Annotated in this window: 15 protein-coding genes and 3 pseudogenes; 12 read left to right on the forward strand and 6 right to left on the reverse strand. The window is 67.8% G+C overall.

Going from position 1 to position 19,115, the window contains the following annotated elements; translation table 11 throughout:
• The first annotated feature begins 18 nt into the window (after positions 1-18).
• The 5 genes and pseudogenes from KI385_RS02925 (at position 19) to KI385_RS02945 (ending at position 3,940) form a co-directional block, all read left to right on the forward strand.
• The gene (locus KI385_RS02925) at positions 19-819 is read left to right on the forward strand and encodes a helix-turn-helix domain-containing protein (protein WP_238570663.1); all 801 of its coding nucleotides are present in this window, start codon (positions 19-21) and stop codon (positions 817-819) included.
• Positions 819-1,208 carry a hypothetical protein gene (locus KI385_RS02930; protein ID WP_238570664.1) on the forward strand — a complete coding sequence of 130 codons (390 nt, stop codon included), beginning with the start codon at positions 819-821 and terminating at the stop codon, positions 1,206-1,208. The genes KI385_RS02925 and KI385_RS02930 overlap by 1 nt, the downstream gene beginning before the upstream one ends.
• Before the next feature lie 942 nt (positions 1,209-2,150).
• A pseudogene (locus tag KI385_RS02935) lies at positions 2,151-2,276 on the forward strand (IS5/IS1182 family transposase); the annotation flags it as partial.
• A 379-nt stretch (positions 2,277-2,655) separates the two neighbouring features.
• Positions 2,656-2,910: a hypothetical protein gene (locus KI385_RS02940; protein WP_238570665.1), complete on the forward strand. Its 255-nt coding sequence runs from the start codon at positions 2,656-2,658 to the stop codon at positions 2,908-2,910.
• A gap of 760 nt (positions 2,911-3,670) precedes the next feature.
• The gene (locus KI385_RS02945) at positions 3,671-3,940 is read left to right on the forward strand and encodes a hypothetical protein (protein WP_238570666.1); all 270 of its coding nucleotides are present in this window, start codon (positions 3,671-3,673) and stop codon (positions 3,938-3,940) included.
• A 7-nt stretch (positions 3,941-3,947) separates the two neighbouring features.
• Here KI385_RS02945 and KI385_RS02950 read toward each other — a convergent pair whose 3' ends face one another.
• Positions 3,948-5,456 (reverse strand): DUF4246 domain-containing protein, encoded by a 1,509-nt coding sequence (locus KI385_RS02950; protein WP_238570667.1) that lies wholly within the window; start codon positions 5,454-5,456, stop codon positions 3,948-3,950.
• 530 nt (positions 5,457-5,986) lie between these two features.
• Here KI385_RS02950 and KI385_RS02955 point away from each other — a divergent pair.
• The 4 genes from KI385_RS02955 to KI385_RS02970 all read left to right on the forward strand — a co-directional run bounded on the left by KI385_RS02955 (position 5,987) and on the right by KI385_RS02970 (position 8,660).
• Positions 5,987-6,807, forward strand: a protein-coding gene (locus KI385_RS02955; protein WP_238570668.1) for an IS5 family transposase whose coding sequence is annotated in 2 segments (ribosomal slippage) — positions 5,987-6,350 and positions 6,350-6,807 — 822 coding nt in all. Because the reading frame shifts where the segments join, the coding sequence is not laid out codon by codon here.
• A 100-nt stretch (positions 6,808-6,907) separates the two neighbouring features.
• Positions 6,908-7,348 carry an LbetaH domain-containing protein gene (locus tag KI385_RS44450; RefSeq protein ID WP_425356855.1) on the forward strand — a complete coding sequence of 147 codons (441 nt, stop codon included), beginning with the start codon at positions 6,908-6,910 and terminating at the stop codon, positions 7,346-7,348.
• Positions 7,345-8,244, forward strand: a complete 900-nt coding sequence (locus KI385_RS02965; RefSeq protein WP_238570669.1) for a Vgb family protein — start codon at positions 7,345-7,347, stop codon at positions 8,242-8,244. The genes KI385_RS44450 and KI385_RS02965 overlap by 4 nt, the downstream gene beginning before the upstream one ends.
• An 83-nt stretch (positions 8,245-8,327) precedes the next feature.
• Positions 8,328-8,660, forward strand: a complete 333-nt coding sequence (locus KI385_RS02970) for a YciI family protein (protein ID WP_281066970.1) — start codon at positions 8,328-8,330, stop codon at positions 8,658-8,660.
• Positions 8,661-8,887: 227 nt separating this feature from the next.
• On the opposite strand, the gene KI385_RS02975 is transcribed toward KI385_RS02970, so the two are convergent.
• The 4 genes and pseudogenes from KI385_RS02975 to KI385_RS02990 all read right to left on the reverse strand — a co-directional run bounded on the left by KI385_RS02975 (position 8,888) and on the right by KI385_RS02990 (position 15,576).
• Positions 8,888-12,547 carry a tetratricopeptide repeat protein gene (locus KI385_RS02975; RefSeq protein WP_238570671.1) on the reverse strand — a complete coding sequence of 1,220 codons (3,660 nt, stop codon included), beginning with the start codon at positions 12,545-12,547 and terminating at the stop codon, positions 8,888-8,890.
• A gap of 377 nt (positions 12,548-12,924) precedes the next feature.
• Positions 12,925-13,632, reverse strand: a pseudogene (locus KI385_RS02980) (MFS transporter); the annotation flags it as partial.
• A gap of 692 nt (positions 13,633-14,324) precedes the next feature.
• Positions 14,325-14,480 carry a hypothetical protein gene (locus KI385_RS02985; RefSeq protein WP_238570672.1) on the reverse strand — a complete coding sequence of 52 codons (156 nt, stop codon included), beginning with the start codon at positions 14,478-14,480 and terminating at the stop codon, positions 14,325-14,327.
• Between the two features lie 181 nt (positions 14,481-14,661).
• Positions 14,662-15,576 (reverse strand): IS982 family transposase, encoded by a 915-nt coding sequence (locus tag KI385_RS02990; protein WP_238570673.1) that lies wholly within the window; start codon positions 15,574-15,576, stop codon positions 14,662-14,664.
• 73 nt (positions 15,577-15,649) lie between these two features.
• Here KI385_RS02990 and KI385_RS02995 point away from each other — a divergent pair, with 73 nt between their 5' ends.
• On the forward strand, positions 15,650-16,039 hold the full coding sequence (locus KI385_RS02995) for a hypothetical protein (RefSeq protein ID WP_238570674.1): 390 nt from the start codon (positions 15,650-15,652) through the stop codon (positions 16,037-16,039).
• Positions 16,040-16,875: 836 nt separating this feature from the next.
• On the forward strand, positions 16,876-17,040 hold the full coding sequence (locus KI385_RS03000; RefSeq protein WP_238570675.1) for a hypothetical protein: 165 nt from the start codon (positions 16,876-16,878) through the stop codon (positions 17,038-17,040).
• A gap of 6 nt (positions 17,041-17,046) precedes the next feature.
• On the opposite strand, the gene KI385_RS03005 is transcribed toward KI385_RS03000, so the two are convergent.
• Positions 17,047-18,141: a hypothetical protein gene (locus KI385_RS03005; RefSeq protein WP_238570676.1), complete on the reverse strand. Its 1,095-nt coding sequence runs from the start codon at positions 18,139-18,141 to the stop codon at positions 17,047-17,049.
• A gap of 750 nt (positions 18,142-18,891) precedes the next feature.
• On the opposite strand from KI385_RS03005, the pseudogene KI385_RS03010 reads away from it, so the two are divergent.
• A pseudogene (locus KI385_RS03010) lies at positions 18,892-18,996 on the forward strand (DUF3052 domain-containing protein); the annotation flags it as partial.
• Positions 18,997-19,115: the final 119 nt, after the last annotated feature.

Genomic DNA, 19,115 nt, shown 5'->3' on the forward strand with positions numbered 1-19,115 from the left:
ATGGCCGGGGGCGAGATCGTGCAGCGAACGGAAACGAGCCGGATCCTCCCCCAGCCCCAGCCCCAGCCCCAGCCCCAGCCCTCAGCCCGACATGCCCAATGGCACTGGGCGACCCCGCAGGCCCAACTCATCCTCTCCACGGGGGACCTGGCCGCCATCATGCGGTTCTACCGGCGGGTGCACGGCATCAACCAGACCTTCCTCGGCGAACTCCTCGGCTACGACAAGACCTACATCTCCGCCCTCGAACTGGGAAAGCGCGCCCTCGACGACGTCGGCTCCCGCCGCCGCATCTGCGAAGCTCTGCAGCTGCCGCCGCACGTCCTCGGGATCACCGACCCCGCCGATACGGACTACCGGGCGATGCTGCAGTTCGGGGAGTCCACCGTCCGGCTCGCCGAGATCGCCCGCCAGTCCGGCCACGCCTCCGAGGCCGTCGCCGAACTGTGGCCGCTCGTCGCCCGGCTCGAAGCCCGCATCGACGACGGCCACACCGAGCGCGACGTGCTGTACCTGCTCGCCCGGGCTCGCGTGGGCCTCGGCGTCGCCCTGGGCAACGTGCTGCCCGAGGAGCGTCTCGCCACAGCGGCCCACTGGACGGCCAAGAGCTTGAACATCGCCGAGTACTTCCAGGACCCGGGCATGACTCGTACGCGCTGCGCATGCACGGCAACGAGCTGCGCAAGGCCAACCTGCGGGGAGCGGCCGTCCAGCGGCTGTGCCGCGCCGCGGCCACCGACACCGCCCGAGCCGCCGCTCTGCCACTCCTCGCCCGTGCGGCCGGCGCACTGCGCAACGGCCAGCTCTTCGACCGCGTGATGCGGGAGACCGACGACCTCCTCTCCCGGGTCGACCACACCAGCCTGTTCAACCCCTTCTCGCTCCACGAGATCCGCCTGCGCGGTCTCGTCTCCACCGGACGAACGGACGTGGCCATGCGGCTGGTGGAACAGAGTCCGGCGCCTACGACGGTCGTGGCCCCGCAGTGGCGCGTCATCGAGCTGATCACCGTCGCTCACGTCCAGCTGCTCGCCGACGACCGCGGCGGCGCCGCCGAGTCGCTGGACAGCGCGATCCGAGAGGCGGCCACGCAGCGCCTGCCCCATCAGCTCCAACGGATCATGCGCACTGCGGGAGCCAGGCTGCCCGCCCAGCATGCTGCCGCCTCGCAGTCTCTGGAGCAGATACGGAGCGAGATGGCTGCCTAGCCGTGGCCACCCGTGTCCTCTGCGGGCACCTGGCCTCCGGAGGCCAGGTTCGGTAGCTATCGGCGTTGCCGGTGCTGCTGCTCGGCGGGTGCCGCGGGCGCTGCCGAGGGCTGCGGGTTCCGTCCTGGTCGTCACGGCGGTCGACATCCTGGCTCCGCCCGACGTACACCTCGGCCCCTTCCTGGTCGCCGCTCCCGCCATCACGGCGTCGTTCGGCAGCCCGCGGATGACGGCATTCGTCGGCGTGGTGGCCGTACTGGCTCAGGCGGTCGTCGCCGCTGTGCGCACCAGCCTGACGGATCTCAACCACTCCCTCCAGATCACCACTCTGATCCTGATCTCGGCGTTCGTGACCTTCTTGGCGTATCGCCGCGAGCGGCACGAGCGGGAACTGACGCAGCTCAGATCGGTGGCGAAGGCGACCCAGGAAGTGCTGCTGCGGCCTCCTCAGGAACGGATCGGCCCGCTGCGCCGACGACGAAGAGCTGGCCCGGCGCCGGCACCTACGAGCTCCCCGCCCAGTCGATTGACCCGCCACTGTCAGCCGGGACTGGCCGCGATGAGCTGTGGGGCGTCGCCCCAGTGCCCCGGAGTGAGCATGTGGCTTTCCGCTCCTGAGGGTGAAATGGCAACGCGTGCGCGTCCTTCAACGTGCATGGCGCCGTCTGCGGCAAAAGACCGCAGAACGCCTCTCGCTCCAGTACGTGACCCCATGGGGCGCAGCAGATCGGGACCACCACCGGTGATGGACGGGCCACGGCGTTGGAGCATTCACCCTTGAATCACACGCGATCCTGCCAGTGAAGGTCGGTCGATGTATCCGCTCGTCGGTGAGCCTGTCACCGAGGAGGCCGTGTCGTCACCGAGCCGAGCACCCGGCGAACGGATTAGGCAGTGTCCGATGGCTGATGACTGGGCGGAATCCATGTCGTTCCGCCCCTCGTGGGACGTGGTGACTTGTCCGGCGCAGAGTGGGCTCGGTTGAACGCGCACCTGCCGCGGAACATTGGGCGCGGCGGACGGGGGAAGAGCCACCGCCGGGTGATCACCGGCATTCTCTTTCGCCAACCGGCATCCCACGGCGGGTACCGGGTCGCTGCCTTCCACGTCGTCCACCAGGCACATGTACCGCCTGCTGGCGGGGGCGGGCTCGAGCGCCCGTCCCCGTATCGCAGCAGCGATCGAGGACTTCGCCCGCACCATCCAGGCCCTGAACCGACGGCCCCGCGTACCGACCCCCCGCAGAGCGAGACTGACGGCAACACCCCATCAATCCAAGGAGATTGAGCGAGCCGGTTGCGTCATCCCAGGTCAATTCCCCCTGACGTTGCATCGAGTGCAAGAGCGCAAGATCATTTCGCGTACACTTATCCACAAGTAACCACCGTTTTCGGACCAGGGGGACCCTATGCGTCGACGCATTTCCGCTTTCGCCGTCACAGCCGCAATGGCCGGAGGTGTACTGTTCGCGGCCCTGCCCGCACACGCCGCCACGACCACCGGCTCGCACGCCGCGGTGGCCCGGGCGGGCAGCATCCACGTCAACCTCGACGAGCTGCGCCAGCAGTCCGCCGACCTGAAGGCCAAGGCCAACCGACTGGACCAGGACGGCGAGCACGAGGCGGCGGAGCGTGCCCGCGCCGAGGCGCGCGCCATCGACAACCAGATCAAGGCGTACGAAGACGCCGAGAACAACGTCTGATCACTCCGGCAGACAGTTCACGCCCGCCTCGACACCATCGGGGCGGGCGTTGTCGTGCGGCCGTCATCCGGGCCGTAAGCCATCGGACGGGTCCTGAGCTTCTCCCCGATCGCGGTGGCGCTGCTGCCGGTGGCCTTCCACCTACAGCCTGCCGATCGACGCCCCCCGACCTGCGGACTCACCTGGGGACCAGCTGACCAGCCGCGCCTGCCTTTTCAGGGCCAGGGGCACGGCCAGGGCTAGGGCCTGTCCGAAGGGTTCCGTGACGGGTCTGGCGGTGGATCGTTCCGTCCCGTGTGGGGCGGGGTGATCTTAGAAGCCATCCGCATTCCGGTCAGTGGAGTTGTCAGTCGAGCAGAGTATCTATTCGGGCAATCGCGAGGGCGGTGCATGAGGGCAGGACCTCCTGGTAGCTCGGTGATGCGAGTCAGGTCGAGCTTCCGGAGACCTGTTGTCGCAGTCTTGCGTGAGCGTGTCCGTACTGGTGCTCTGACTGCATCTGACCGCATAGGTCTCGCGCGTGCTGGGGTCAACTACCTTGGCGAAAAGGGGCGTTGCCATACTAGATCCGCACGCGTCGGCACGGGATTGGAGCACTGAGCATGGTCCGCAGTGTCGTCCCCATGGCGTTGACGATTGTCCTCGTGGTAGTTGGCCTGTTGCACTTCATCTGGGCGTTCTCCCCCTGGCCGATGAGCGATGCGGTGACGTTTTCCAGGACGATTGGTGACGTCTTTCCGAACTCGTAGGAAACAATGAGGTGTTCGCGCAGGCCCACGCGAATCCGAACCAGGTCTACACCCGTGACGCCCTCATCACGTTCCCCTGGCTGCCAGGCCGGTACATCGTCGGGAGCATGCTCTCGCCCATCCGCAAGGCAGAAGCCGCGACCATGGAGGCCGCGGCCCTCATGCTGGGCATGGAACCACTGCTCCGCATTCCCGAACACCTGCTCCTCGAGGGCGGCGACGCCATCCCCTTCTCTCGCGAAGGCCGCCGCACCGTCCTGACCTGCATGTATTCAGGATAGAAGGGGTTCAGTGCTCGCAGAGGGAGAATTCTCGTTCGTAGAGCTGCTCGTTGTGTTCGTCGACGAAGAACTTGCGTTCCTGCATGAGTTGTTCGCGGTAGTTCTTGGCCTGTTCAAGCGTCATGGTCGAGGTGTCGGACCATGGTTGTTGCGGTGGCACATCGGATGTCGAGACGATCCTTTCCGACGGGTCGACCAGGAAGAACGCGAGAATTTTGCGATATCCCGGGCGGGTGGGGTCCGTGAGGCGGAATGAGCCGACGCGGTGTTGCAGGATGTTCGGGAATGCCAGGCAGCGGCCCGCTGGGGTCGATGTCGATCCCAGCATCTGGTTCAGTGCGTCTTCGTCCTCCAGGCCGTAGACCTCACGCAGGCCGTTGTCGTCGTTCTGTTCGTAGTGCGGGTCGTCGAGTGCCGCCCGGAAACTCAGCCGGCTTTCGGTGATGTTCTCGCTGTCCCAGTAGTAGATGCCGGTCGAGACGATCCGCTCGTTCATCATCCCCTCGACATGCCAGGAACCGCCGGGGTACTCGGGCTTGTCCGGGGTGAGATGAATGGTGGCGAGCTTGACGATGACCTGGAGACGGCGGCCGCGCAGGTCGACTCGGGCGGATTCATCGGGAAACTCGGGCGGAGTGAAGGCCGGGGCGTCCGGGATCGCCGGGCGGCGGTTTTCCCACCAGTCGTCCTGGGCCTCTTCCCATGCACGGCGGGCTTCTGCGTAGGCCTCATCATCACTGTAGGAGGATTTGTCCGGATACTCCGGCTCCGAGTCGTACCACCCGAAAGGATCGGCTTCGATCCGTAGGGGTCGCGGATGGCGCAGATCGGTGAGCACGTTCTCCAGCAGTGGGCGCAAGCGCGCGAACAAGTCCGGCAGGACGGAGGCTAGTTCGCGATGCGTCTCGGGGTGGACGTTGTTGACGTACGAACGAAAGCTGACATCGCCGTCGTCATTGACGTCGACGTCCGTGGGTAGCCACTGGAACTTCTCCGAGAACTCGTACCTCGAGTAGCGGTCCGTCGGGTTCTGCCAAGCCCTCTCGGGCCCACCGCTCACCTCTCTCACCAGGCAGAACAGTGAGGGATGAACCAGATCCAGTACCTGGCCGTCGGATCCGGGATGCCAGTCCTGTTCTGCTTCGGGGACCTGCTCCAGAACCCGAACCGCCTCGCGCAGCCGGGATCTGAGCTTGTCGTCGACCAGCGTGTCCGACTGCCATACCCCGTCGACGGCGGACACCTCGACGCCGGTTCGTCCGTCCCGCAGCGCGGCGTAATGCAGGAGTTCGGCAAGCACATAACGAACCTGTGCTTCGGTGAGGCCCTGGGCGACCGCTTCTTGCGTCCACCTGGCGACGATGTCGGCATCGTTCATCTTGTCGAACCACCCCGGCTTCGCCCGAATGAGTGCGCTGCACTGCATCATCTGAAGTTCCCGCAGCGTTCGGGGTGTCGCGAACGCTATGGAACGAGAAGCATGAAAGGGCAGCGGGAAAGCAGACAGGCCAGTCAATTCTCTTGGTCCTCCCAATCGGTGTGCGGTGGCGGGAAGGATACTTCAGCAGACTGACACCGCAGCCGCGGGTACCTGTCATCGCTGGTCCGGGAGCCAGGGCTTCGACGTAGTCGCGTGATGTCCGGTTCGCGCTCATCCGAGGCCGAGGAGCGCGAGGGGAAGGCGGGGGTTGCCGGCGTTGCGGCGTAGGTTGGCCGTAATGTCCTTCACTCCGGGCGTGCGGAGGGACCCGATGGCAAGTGTTGGAGCTTGAGTGGGTCTGACTGTAGTCGGCCTGTCACACCGTCACAGATAGCGAAAGCAGGGTGGGTCGGGCCCTGGACACAGGAAGCCCATGGCCGTGGGTGATCACGACTGTTCTCTACGCAGCTTGATCACCTGAACACATCCGCTTGGACGGCAGTGAGCAGGGCCTGCTTGAAGCAACTCAACTTCCGCCAAGATGATCGGAGTTCACGCCTTAGAGGAGCTAACAGAAAGCTTCTGTGTCGCCATGTCTCGCTTCCTGGTGGCTCGTTGGGCATGTCATGGGGAAGGGGAAGGGCCCGCCGTGGCTGGTGAGGGATGACTTGTGGGCGAGGTTCGAGCCTCTATTGCCGGTCCGTGAGCGCAGATCTCGCAATGCGGGGCGTCTGCCGCTGGATGACCGCCGGTGCCTGCAGGGGATCCTGTTCGTGCTGCATACCGGCATCCAATGGGAGTGGCTGCCACAGGAGCTCGGGTTCGGGTCGGGGATGACGTGCTGGCGCCGGCTGCGGGACTGGAACGAAGCTGGCGTATGGGACCGGCTCCACCAGGTGCTGCTGACCGAGTTGCACCAGGCGGGGAAGCTTGACTGGTCCCGGGCGGTGATCGACGGCTCGCATCGGCAGGCGCGTCGGGGCGGCCCAAAACGGGGCCGAGTCCGGTCGACCGTGCCAGACCGGGCTCGAAACACCATGTGATCACCGACGCGCACGGCACCCCGCTGGCCATCACGCTCACGGGTGGCAACCGGCATGATGTCACCCAGTTACTCCCCCTGCTCGACGCGATACCGCACATCAGGGGCCGTACCGGCAGACCTCGCCACCGGCCCCGGCGGCTGTATGCCGACCGCGGTTACGACTTCGACAAGTACCGCCGTCTGATGTGGAAGCGCGGGATCAAACCGGTCATCGCCCGACGAGGCGTGCCGCACGGCTCCGGGCTCGGCACCGTCCGCTGGGTGGTGGAGCGCACCAACGCCTGGATTCACGGTTTTCGCAGGCTGCGGATCCGCTGGGAGATCCGCGACGACGTCCACGAAGCATTCCTCAAACTGGCCTGCTGCGTCATCACCTATCGACGCGTCCAAGCATTCTGTTAGCTCCTCTAAGTCGTACTCACCACGCCGTCATACGCGGACCCCATAGAAGACTCACCAGAGAACTCCATAGAGGACTCGTTACGGGGAGTGAATTGCCCCTGTGACCAGGCATGGTGAACGGATCCGAACTCCGACAACCCTCTGCGCACCCTCGGTCGACGTCCAGAGCAAGGAAGGCGGGCTGGTCGGTATCGGCGTGCGGGTGCTGGAGGGCCCGGTCGGCTCAGTCGCCGTGGGGCTCTTGGATCGGCGGGCCGGCTCGCATGCGCTCGCCTGTCACGCGCACATCGGCGACGGCGCCATCATCGCGGCCGGTGCCCTGGTCACCGCCGACGTCCCTCCCTATACCATCGTCGGCGGCAACCCGGCCAGGCCGATTCGACAGCGGTTCACCGACGACGACGTCGAGCGACTCCTCCGCGCAGCATGGTGGGGCTGGCCTGTCGACCTGGTCACCGAACACGCCCGCACCATCATGGCCGGAACTCCCGCGGACATCGCACGCATCGCCGCCGAGCACGAACTGGAGAAACCCCTGTGACCCAGGTGTCCATCGACGAGCACGCGGTGACTGACAGCGAAGCCGGACCGTACGCCATCACCACCGGGCCGGACGGCGCACTGTGGTTCACCCTGGTCCACAGCGGCCGGATCGGTCGACTGGTCCCCGGCGGACAACCAACGAGCCACCAGCTCGCCCCCGCGTGCGGGCCGACCGTCATCGCCCCCGGCCCCGACGACGCCCTGTGGTTCACCCAATACCAGGCACACCGGATCGGGCGGATCACCACCGCCGGCGTCATCAACGACTTCGCGCCCCCCACCCCCGGCTGCGGGCCCTTCGGTATCGCAGCCGGGCCCGACGGCGCCGTGTGGTTCACCGAGACCACCGCCGACCGCATCGGTCGCATCACCCTCGACGGCCGGGTCACCGAGTTCCCGCTCCCCGTCACGGGCGCGTTCCCCTCCGCGATCACCGCCGGCGCCGACGGCGCGATGTGGTTCACGCTCAACCAGGCGAACGCCATCGGGCGGATCGGCATGGACGGCGCAGTGACCCTCCACCCACTGCCGACCAAGGACGCCGCTCCGGTAGGCATCACCGCGGGGCGCGACGGGGCTCTGTGGTTCGTCGAGATCTCCGCCGGTCAGATCGGGCGGATCACCCCCGACGGGCAGGTCATCGAGTTTCCGCTGCCCGACCGCGCAGCCCGGCCCCACGCCATCACTGTCGCCGACGACGGCACCGCGTGGTTCACCGAGTGGGGCGGCAACCGCGTCGGCTCGATCACCCCCCACGGCACCATCACCGTGCACGACCTGCCCACCCCCGGCTCCGAGCCGCACGGCATCACCCTAGGTCCCGACGGCGCCTTGTGGGCAGCTCTGGAGATCGGTGCGCTGGCTCGCATCGCCCCTTTGAACAGCGCCACCTGACCAACGGCTCCCTCACACCCGTCAACGTCACCAACGGCCGCCCGCACGGCGGCCGGAGAGGAACAGCCGTGAAATACGCACTCGTGATCTTTGAGATGGATGAGTCACGCTGCCGGATCCAGGCCGACCGGGACACCTACCGCGCGGAATACCAGACCTGGAGCGGCACGCTTGCGGCGACCGGGAAGCTGGTCGGCGGCGACGCCCTGGAAACCGAGCACAACACCCCGGCGACCGTGCGCAAGACGACCGACGGGGCGTCATCAGTGACCGACGGGCCCGCGCACACCAGCGAGGAGACCCTCGGCGGCTGGTTCGTGCTTGAGGTGGCCGACCATGCGAAGGCCGTCGAACTGGCCAAGACCCTGCCTACTCCGGAGACGATCGAGATCCGCCCACTCCTCGAATCCGCCTGAGCCCCACCACCGCCGTACCGCGGCGGTTCGAACGGGAGCCGCCCCACCTGGGAGCGGGGAGGACGACTGTGGGCTGGGCGCATGGGGATCACAGCTGCTGTACCAAGGGCCGATGCAGCGGTAGACGACGGCGTGCGAGTCGGCACTTGATGCCTGCGTCTACATCATCGTGGTCGAGGACTCTACCGACCTTCCCGCGGGCTTCCAGGTGGTCGAGAGAACGTCAATCATCGCGTCCAGTACGTGTTCACCGACCGCTGCACCGTGCTAGAGGTTTGGGGCAATGGAGCGTCCCACGGAGCGGCGATTCCGCCGGCCGGTTCCCAGCCGTACCGGATCAAGGACTCCGCCTCCTGTGCCTGTTCGGCATCCTTGAGAAGCTGGGCGGCCTGTTGAACAGCGGTGTCGTCGCCGGCCTCGGTCGCGCGCTGGTACCAAGCCAGTGCCTCGTCCGTACATCCGGCCGAGAGCTGCAACTCAGCTCCGTGGCGCAACGATTCGTTGTCGCCGGCCTCGGCCGCGCGCCGATAGCAGGAGAGCGCCTCGGTGTCGCTGTGTCCTGCCTCCCGGAGGAGCTGTGCTGCCATGAACAGGGCGACGGTGCTGCCGGCGCCTTCGGCCCGCCGGTACCAGGACAGCGCTTCCGGTACACGATGGCCCTGTCGGCACAGGAGGGCCATCTGCAACTGGGCCTCAACGTTGCCGGACTCTGCGCGGGCGCGCAGCCAGGCGAGGGTGTCGGCACCGGCGCGCGGCAGCAGGTCGGCCGCTTCCCAGAGGGCCTCGGCGTCACCGGCCTCGGCCGCGCGCTGAAAGCAGACCAGTGCCTCGTCCACCCGCCCCGTTTGCTGGAGCAGGTACGCGGCCTGTAGCAAGGACTCGGTGTCGTCGTCGGCCTCGGCCGCCCGCCGGTACCAGACAATCGCCTCGTCCGTATGACCCGACTTCCGTGCCAGATACGCCGCGTGCCACAGTCCGAACGTGTCCCCGGCTTCGGCCCAGGACCCCAACTGGGCGATGGCCTCGTCGGTACGGCCCGTCTCGTGGAGGAAGTGTGCCAGTCGGCAGCGGGCCTCCATGTCACCGGTCCCGGCTGCGCGGCGGTGCCACGCGAGTGCCTCTTTCGTACGTCCCGCACGACGCAGCAGGTCGGCCGCCGCCCAGTATGCGTCGAGGCCGTCGGCATCAGCGCGGGCACGCAGGGCGTCGAGGGCCCGCTCGGTCTCCCCTGCCGTGATCACCAACTCGGCCAGCCGCGGCAGGGCTTCAGCCACGTCGTCCTCGTACGCGCGGGCATAGCAGGCGGTGACTTCTTCGGCTCGGCCAAGCCGGAGAAGCAGCTCGGCCATCGGGAGAAGGGAGTGGTGCCAGCCGTGCTCGACGGCGCTCCGGTGGCAGCCGAGCGCTTCCTCCACGCATCCGGCTTCCAGCATCTTGCCCGCCAGAACATCCACTGCAAAAGGCAGGAACTCGCGCTCAGAAGTCCTGCGGTAGCCAAGCATTAGGGCCTCGGTCCGGTCCCCGCCCTGGAGACGTCGCAGGGCCTTGGTGAGGTAGTACAGGTTCCCGTCCTCGGCCGCTCCCAGCGCCACCCGGCGATACCAGGCCGTCGCCTCGTCCACGCACCCGGCCTCAAACAGCGCATGTGCCGACCTGTGGACGATGAAGAATGCGCCTCCCTTCAGCGGGCCCTGTCCCGAGGCGTGCTGGGCCGCACATCGATGCCAGTCCAGGGCTTCGCCCGGGCGGCCGATGTCCTGGAGTAACCGGACGGCGGCGTGGAACGCGCCGTTGTGACCAGCGCCGAAACGGGTGCGCAGCCACTGCAACGCTTCCTCCGCGCGCCCGGCTTCCCTGAGGAGTTCGGCCGCCGTCGCAAGCGAGCTGCCGCCCCCTTCCTCAGCGCGCGCCCGCAGCCACTCGATGGCCTCCTCCGTGATGCCCGTCCGCCTGAGCAGATTGCCCACCGACCAGGCGCCCTTGTCGCCGCAGCGCCGGAACCAGCCGATCGCCTCCTCGGTACGCCCTGCTTCCTCCAGCAGACGGGCAACTCTCATCGCGGTGCTGGTGCTGCCGTCCTCGGCTGCGCGCAAATAACCGGGGATCAGTTCCTCGCCGCGACCCGCCGCCTTCAGCAAAGTGGCCAGCCTCAAGGACGCGTCGTCGCTGCCCGCGGCGGCGCGCTGTTGCAGCCAGTCGATGGCCTCGGCGCCGCACCCCGCGTCCTGGAGGGCGTTGATGGTCCGCGGTTCGGCATCGGCCTCGCCGGACTCGGCGGCGTACCGCAGCCAGCCGATCGCCTCGTCGGAACGCCCCGCCGCCTTCAGCAACTCGGCGACGGACAACATGGCCCTGGTGTCCCCGCCTCCCGCGGCGGCCAAGTAGCCGCGGAACGCGAGGCGCTTGTACCCCCTCGTCTGCGCGGACCAGGCGAGATCGGTGAGGTGGGGCGGGCTCGCGTGGCTAAGGAGCGCATGCCATACAGCCGCCGGGACCGGGTGGGCACGGCGGTCCGCGCGGCCCTGCTGTTCAATGAAGTCGGCCAGTACGTAAGAGGGTTGGCCCGGACGAGGTTCGCCGGGGCGTGGCCGGACGCGACTGAGCGGGCCTCGGACACCGCGGCAGGGGGCGCCGGTGTAGTCGAGGGCCTGGGCGAGCCAGGTCTCGGGGAGTGCTTCCCACTGCTGGTCGGTGAGGTAGTGGGGGGCCAAGTGCTCCAACAGCGAGTCCGGTAGGGCCCGTCCGTGCCCCAGACGGCGGGCGTCGATGGCTGCTTCGATCACTGCACGGGCAGCGGCGGGTGCGGTGCGCCAGCGATTGAGGAGAGCGGGGACGCCTGCGAGGAATTGAGCGATCTGCCCCTGATCCGCCTCGTCCACCGCACGGGCCAGTCGTGGGTCGCTCGCGGCTTTGCTCCGCAGCAGATCCAGCGCTGGCTCGCTGAACGTATCCGGTACGGGTACGCCATTGCCCTCCAGCAGAACGCGGGCCTGCGCGTGCGGGTCGGGCTGGCCGTCCACCGGGCCGCTGGTGAGCGCCGCCCAGTAGTCGGGCCAGCACGTGCCCAGCACCAGGACCGGCGCGCGATCCGGGTCTCGGAGCAGCGCGCGAAGCCGGGCGGCCACGGTCTCCCCCTGCGGGCCGGCCGGGGTGAGCAGATAGTGCTGTGTCTCGTTCAGCCATATCACGGTGCGAGGTGCGACCTCGTCGAGGCTGTTGAGCAGGGCCTCGGGCCAGCCGGGTTCGATCGGATGCCACAATCGCCAGCCTTCGGGCAGCCGTTGGACCGCCTCCCAGCACGCCCGGGTCTTGCCAGTGGAGGACCCGCCCACCAGAACCGCCAGTCGGCTCGCCCCCGCGGCGACCTCCGCCACCATCGCGCTGAGCCGCGCGTCATGCTCCCGCTCGACATAATCCGGGAGCATCGGCAGCTCCGGCGGAAGGTCCGCTTCGGCAGCTGCGCCGCCAACACCGATGGCCCGGTGCACCTCCAATACGAACGGGTCGTCCACGAACTCGCGGATCGGCCGCCCCGGTGGCTGGACCATATGGGCCCGCACCCACAGCGCGTGTACCCGCGCGGCCAGATCGCGCTCGTCCCAAGCCGCGCATCGGGCCAGTACCACCGCAACGGCGATCGCATCGGCCTGATTGCCCGGCACCTCCGGCGAGTTCAGGACCCGTCGGACAGTGTCCCGACTCGGAGCGCCCGGCAGTCCGTTGTCGGCGCCAATGCCCTCGGTGATCTCATCCAAAGTCGGGGTACCCGCCGCCAAGTACACCTCGTACAGCAGGTCCTTGAGTTCTCGCAGTGGCCCCGCCCCGACCCGCGCCCGTTTGACCGTCCGCGCCCGCCGTACCGGATCGGTCCTCTTGTCGCGACTCATCGCACCCTCGCCCCCACCCCGCCCCGGCGCGCGGGCCGGACCAGTACAGATGCCACAAGCTTCGCACGGCCCCGTCGCAACTGAGAGTCGATCTCCAATCCATGCCCAACATGGAGCACAACCGGCCGGCGCCCCACCCGCTCTCCGCAACCTGTTGGAGGACCGATGCTCCCCGAACAACCTCGTCGCCGCGAGGGCCTGCCCCTGTCCCCGGCCCTGCTCCGCACTGCCCTGGGCGGCCTCGTAGCAGGTATCGCGCGAGCAGTCACCAGTTGGCTTTTCGCTCAGATCAATTCGTAAGGCGGCATCGCATGGGGCCGTCTGCACACGACAGCCTCACAGCGCGCTGGAGAGTCGTCGATGACCTCCAGCGCGCTGACCGCGGCCGCCACCACGACCGGCGTCAGTAGCGCCCGCGCCCCGTGCCGCCGCGCCTCGGAGCGTGCCGCCGCCTTGGCAACGGCAGTCGGCCGTAAGTCCCGCACGGCTGGCGACATGACGAACGCGAAGGTCCCGATCCCCACGAGCAGCGCGCTCACTACGACCCCGGCCGCCGGGGGCGCGATCTGCACCAGCGCGCCGACCGGCAGCGGACCGGAGACGAACAGCATCTCCTCCGCGACGCCGTCCAGGCTGTACGCGCGCTGCAACAGCACCTGGTCATCGGTGAGTTCACGCCAGACGGCCCGCATCGAGGGGCCGAGCGGCGGCGTCGCGGCGCCCGCGGCGGCGGCGATCGCGCCCAGCAGAAAGGCGGGGGCGCCGGGCCGCAAGGAGGCCGCCGCGAGCGCGCCCAGGAGGCCCGCGTAGAGCAGGGCCATCGGCAGGAGCGCGGGGCGTGGGCCGTGGCGGTCGACAAGGGCCGCCCGTACCGGGGACAGCAAGACACTGGTGGCGCCGAACAGCGCCGTGATCGTGCCGGCGACGGCATACGAGCCGGTGGCCCGGGTCACCGCCATCATCACGGAGAGGGCGACCATCCGGTACGAGAGCCGCCCGAGCAGGGCGGCACCGAAGGTGCGTCGGGCGTACGGAAGGCGCAGTACGGCGGCGTACGAGGGCCGCCCTTGAGCAGGCGCAGACATGGAAAAGTTCCTCGGTCGAGGCGATAGGAGGGACGCCGAAGTGTCGCGAGCGCTGTGTGCGGGTCGCGGTCCTGGGCGTGCCTATGCCAAGAGGAGGAACATGAGGCTCAACGTAGCAGCGGACACCAAGGGAAGTCAGTAGTCCCGAAGGGTCCCGGGAGCAGCACGCGCTGGAACTCGGTCGCCAACAGCCGGGCCCGGGCCCGCCGGCTTCTCAACCGTTCCCCGGGCCCGAATCCCCAAGATCGCTGAACGCCTCGGCCTCGACATCGCACAACCGCGCGAACGGCTCACCTCGAAGGTCTCATCCGAGAACACGGCTCCACCATGACAGGTCCGCGCCCTGAACGGCCCCGCAGGCAACGGGGACCCCTCCGGCGCAGCCATCACGTCCGGCCTCGCCGACGAACACGGCCTCTGCCCCTGCTGGTCCAACCGGCGCGAGCTGCGCATCCGGCTCCATCCGCGACTGGCAGGAGGAACCTCCCGTTCTGAAACAACCCCGCCCGGCCACCCAGGCCGAGCCCGCACGGGCTCGGATCCGGGATCGCTCGCTTCTTGTTGTCATGCCGGTCGCCTGAGGTGGGCGTGACATTTGACGACAATTCTTAGCTGTCCTTGAGCATGCGCTCCAGCGTGGCCAGGGTCCGCTCGTCATCGACCCGTACCTCAGCACTGAGGTGGGGGTTGGCTTAGAAGTCGCGCAGATAGGCGCGGTGGTGGGCCTGGGCAGCAAAGCAGGCACGGGTCTTGGCGATCATGGTCGCTGATCCCGGCTCGGTGATGCGGGCTTCGAGGTCGGCAACGCGCCGGTCCTGGAAGCGGAGGTGGGAGCGGGCGGCCTTCATCCTCTCGTCAAGGCTGCGATTGTCGGCCGTCAGCCGGCGGACGCGCTGCTTGAGGCTGGTGTTCTCACAACGTGGTATCCACCGGTGTAGCCGAGGGCGAGCAACTCACAATAGAGCTGCATCGAACCAGGGCGTGTCCGACGGATCATCGGACACGCCCTAGATGATCTATTCCAAGGGGTCAGTGATCGTAGGCGATCAGTGAGCGTAGGACGGTTTGTCCGGTGGCGTCGTTGTGCCAGATCGCGGCGGTCAGCGCGAGGATGCGTTGCATGACGCGGGCTATGACACCTCCGGGTGTGCGCCCTCGGTGCCGTTCGAGGTCAAGCTGTCCCTTGAAGGTCTCGTTGATCGATTCGATGACCTGTCGCAGCGGCTTGAACAGGGCTGCGCCAGGCCGCTCCCGTTCACCTTTACGGGCAGGCCGCAGCAACTGGACTCCATGCTCGGACAGTTCGCGTTCGAAACCACGGCCGAAGTAGTTCTTGTCGCCGATGAGAGTCTGTCGGGGGCGCTCTCGCAGAAGCTCGCATTCGGCTGCCAGGAGGTCAAGGAGGGTCTCGCGTTCGTCGGCCTTGGCCCCGGTCAGGGCGAAGGCGATGGGCAGGCCCTGAAGGGTGCAGACCAGGTGCAGGCGCAGGCCCCAGAAGAAGCGGCTGTGGCTGGCGCAGTAGCCGTATTCGGCCCAACCTGCCAGGTCGGAGCGTTTGACGGTCTCGCGGGAGCGGCCGCATTCCACCGGGGTGGAGTCCACGACCCATACGTCGTCGCTCCACACCGAGGTGATGGTGGCCAGGATTCGGTTGACGCTTCCCATCAGACCGGCGGCCTTGCGCAGCCGCTTGTTGTAGCCGGGCTGCTGGGGCAGGTAGGGGAAGAGGTGGCGCAGGTGGGCACGGGCATGGCGGAGCCATTTGGCCTCAGAGGTGTAGCCGAGTATGGCTTGCATCGTGGCGAGGGTGACCAGTTCGGCATCGCTCAGGCGGGGCGTAATGCCAACCGGCGGGCGCCACGGCGCCAGGTCGGGATGCTCCTTCAGCATGTCGTCGGTCGTCGCATAGAGTGCTGTCGCGAGGGTGTCCACATCGTTCGTCACAAAACGATCTTGGACACCCTCGTTCTCGTCTCCGCAGGCACCACCCCTTGGACCACACCACCAGGAGGAACCAGTGTCATACCCGCAACTGCTCACCCCTGAGGAGAAGCTCGCCCACGCGAAGAAGCTGTTGAGCCTCCCGCGCATCGTCGTGATCTGCGGCTCCACCCGCTTCATGACCGAGATGAACGAGGCCGATCTGCGGGAGACCAAAGCCGGAAAGATTGTCGTCAAACCGGGCTGTGACATGAAGTCGCCGCACGAACTTTGGTCCGATCCTGTCGAGGCCGAGGCGCTGAAGGTTCGACTCGACGATCTGCACCGGGCGAAGATCCGCCTCGCTGATGAGGTACTCGTAGTCGGCGACTACATCGGAGACAGCACCCGAGCCGAAATCGCCTACGCCCGGTCGCTGGGCAAGCCCGTGCGGTTCACGCACCCCGAAGTCGACCCTGACGCCTGACCGCCCGCTGCCACCTCGACAACCAGGGCCGGCAGCCCGCCGCCTGACCGTCTCGCGGTGGCTTCGGCCGCCGCCCACCCCACACCCTCCGCAGGCATCCCTTGGAATTGATCATCTAGACGGAACTGTGTTACGGGTAGGCGGTCTTATCCCGTCGATCCGAGGCGCACACTCTGTGCCGCCATACCTGTCGGTGCATCCCACTGTGCCCCGACCCCCACCAAGTCCCAGCCCTGGCTACAGGAAGGGTCCGGGTACACGAACACCGCGGCGTCCGTGTCGTTCCCCAAGCGCACTGCTCCTCCGAGAATCTGCAAACACACGTCGTTCGGCGGGTTGAACAGAGCATCCACTGTGCCCGTGTCGGCCCTGACGTAGGTTAGCTGGCCACTCGCCGCGTGGGCATTGGTCGCCAGTGGCACCACTAGCGCGATTGACGACGCGACCGCCGCGACAGCAGTGCGACGCCTACGAAGCGAACGCGCAGCTCTCATGATTGGCCCCCTCAATGGTTCATTGTCCTGGAAGCGGTGAAGTGGGCCCCACCCTGTGAGTCCGTCTTCCGTTTGGGCGCGCTCATGTAGGCCGCTCTGCGGCCTGAGCACCCAAGTGGGTGACGGATTGGCCTCATGTCGGGTGAACGACACCGACGTGCCCTAGCTACATGAGCTATCGGACACCGCCTAGTACAGCCCGCCTGGAAGCGGTGCTGCACGTGCTCGATGAACAGGTCGAGGACAGCGTGGCCGCGGTCCTGCGCCGAGGCGAGAAGCCCTGCCAGGTCCTTGTTCCGGTAGCGCCGGACCGTCTTGCGGTCCAACTGCAGACGGCGGCCGATGGCGCTAAGCGACAAGCCGGTGGCGGCGAACCGGCTGGCGCTCGTGCACGTCGCCGCCCGGCTGCGCGCGGTGCTCGGGCGACCGGCCTGGCGCCGGCGCTGGGAGCGGATCGGCGGCTGGACATTCATCGCCCTCGGGGTTGGGGTGGCCGCCACCGAGTAACGCCCGCTAGGACCGCGTCGCCCTCCCGCACTCGTCCCCAGAGGACTCGCCCCGCCCGACCGGTGCGCTGCGGTCGTACGGGTCGACCTGCGTGCCGGCCTCGTCTACCTGGCGGTCCGTGCCGAAGGGCGGGGTGAAGTAGCCCGTGGGGGCGCCGCAGCCGCCGTTGGTCATGTCGTACTTGTACGAGACGATCGAGAACGTGCCCGGCTCGGTGATCACCTTGTCAGGGTCGTCCCAGCTCAGGACCAGCTCGCGTCGGACGATCGTGCGCACGATCTCGTCGTCGCCGCCCGCGTCTGCACGGGTGACCGGGTAGACGAAGGTGACGTCGGCGGTCACCTGGAGCGCGCCGCGCTCGCCCTCCCGGTAGGTGAGCCGGCCCCGGGTCTTTACGACGTCGCCGACCAGGTGGGTGCGGGAGGGCTGGAAGCGGCTGAAGAGGAGGAGCGGGTCGTTCTTCTCGCTCGGGGTTCGGAAAGCGGTTTTCAGAAGGTCTTGGACGTCCTTCTGGTGCGGGTTGATCAGTGCAATCGCCTTCTCGGGGCGTTCGCCCCGCAGCACCCCGCGGTCCAGGCCGGACGCGACGAGGAAGTCCCGGCTGCGGGCGAGGGCCCGCTCGACCTCGGCCGCGCTCATCCAGCCGACCGCCTCGGCCTTCGGCACGGTGATCCCCGCCGCTCCGCTCGCCCAGCTCGCCGCCGGCGAGCCGCGGAACGGCTCCTCCATGGTGGGGCGTTGGGACGCCTCCGCCGGGGGTGCCTGGGTCGGGCGGGCGGTCTCGGCCGCCAGCGGCGGGGAGTCAGCGCCGGCGAACAGGTCCACTATCCGCCCCGGCGCGAGCGCCACCACCAGCAGCACCAGCGAGGCCAGCAGCCCGACCACGTACCAGCCCGTGCGCCGCTTGGGCCGCGCGGGCGTGTAGCTGCGCCAGCCCTCCCGGCCACGGCCGGGCTCCGCGCGCAGCCGCCTTGCCACGTCGCGGGCCCGCGCCGACGGCTCCTTGGGCGCGTCGGCGGCACCCGCCACCGACTCGCGCAGAAACCGCTCCCACTCCTCGTCGGACCTGGACGAACCGTCCGGCTCCGTACCCGCACCCATCCCCAACCCCCTGGCAATCAGTAGACCGCGGCCCACTCCCCTGGGACGCGTCCGCATCATCACACAGAGCGCTGACAGCGAGGCCGGCTGGGCGGACGGTGTGGGCGCGCCACCCTTTCTCAACTGGCCGACTGAAGGGTTCTGACCGCCCTCGGCTACACCGGTGGATACCACGTTGTGAACCGCTACATGATGGCCATCCGGGAGGGCATCGCGGTCCCTGCCAGAATCAAAACGATCAAGCGGCAAATGTACGGGCGAGCCTCATTCGCACTGCTCAGAGCCCGCGTCCTCCTTCAGCCGTAGGCATCACGGAAGAGCGGTCAGAACCCCCGACTTGGCCCGTACGGCCAACTCGTGCGCTCAACTCGCGAAGCGCTGGCCAGGGAGTTCTATGGTGGGGCTGAAATCCCATCGGGACTTGGTGCCGCGCTCGACCGCCGTGGCGCATGCCGATAGTGCGGTCTGCTATCCCTGACCCACGGTGCAAAGTAGCTGCCGCGCTCTCTGGCACCCCGTTGCTTCGCGGTCAGCGGCAGCCGGCAGCCTCAGCCTGCGCAGGCATGGGAACCAAGCTACCGGCTGCGGCGATCACGGCAGCGCAAGCGGCCGTACGGAGACGAAGCATCGGATTTCCTCGTGACGTGCCAGGTGCCCCCATGGCCCCGGCGTGCCGATCACCCTACGGAGCAGACCGCCCTGGGTAGGGGGCGTTACCGCTCTGGGACTTTGAGTTCGAAGCCCCGAACCTCCAGCACCGCTGGCCTGTTGCGGACCAAGAGCATCAATGCTGGCGACGACTGGTCCGGCAGCCCCCTGGTCACGCCCAAGGTCGCGAAGAGCGGCAAGCGGTAGTCATCAACGGGACACGTCCGCTGCGATACCTGGACCACACCGTTGGCCCCTGAGCGATCGCCCTGCCCGTCAACCGAAGCGCCCGAGGCGCGCCAACTCCAGCACTGACCCGCCAGGTG

It is taken from the genome of Streptomyces inhibens (assembly GCF_022221585.1).
GTDB classification, from domain to species: Bacteria; Actinomycetota; Actinomycetes; order Streptomycetales; family Streptomycetaceae; genus Streptomyces; species Streptomyces inhibens.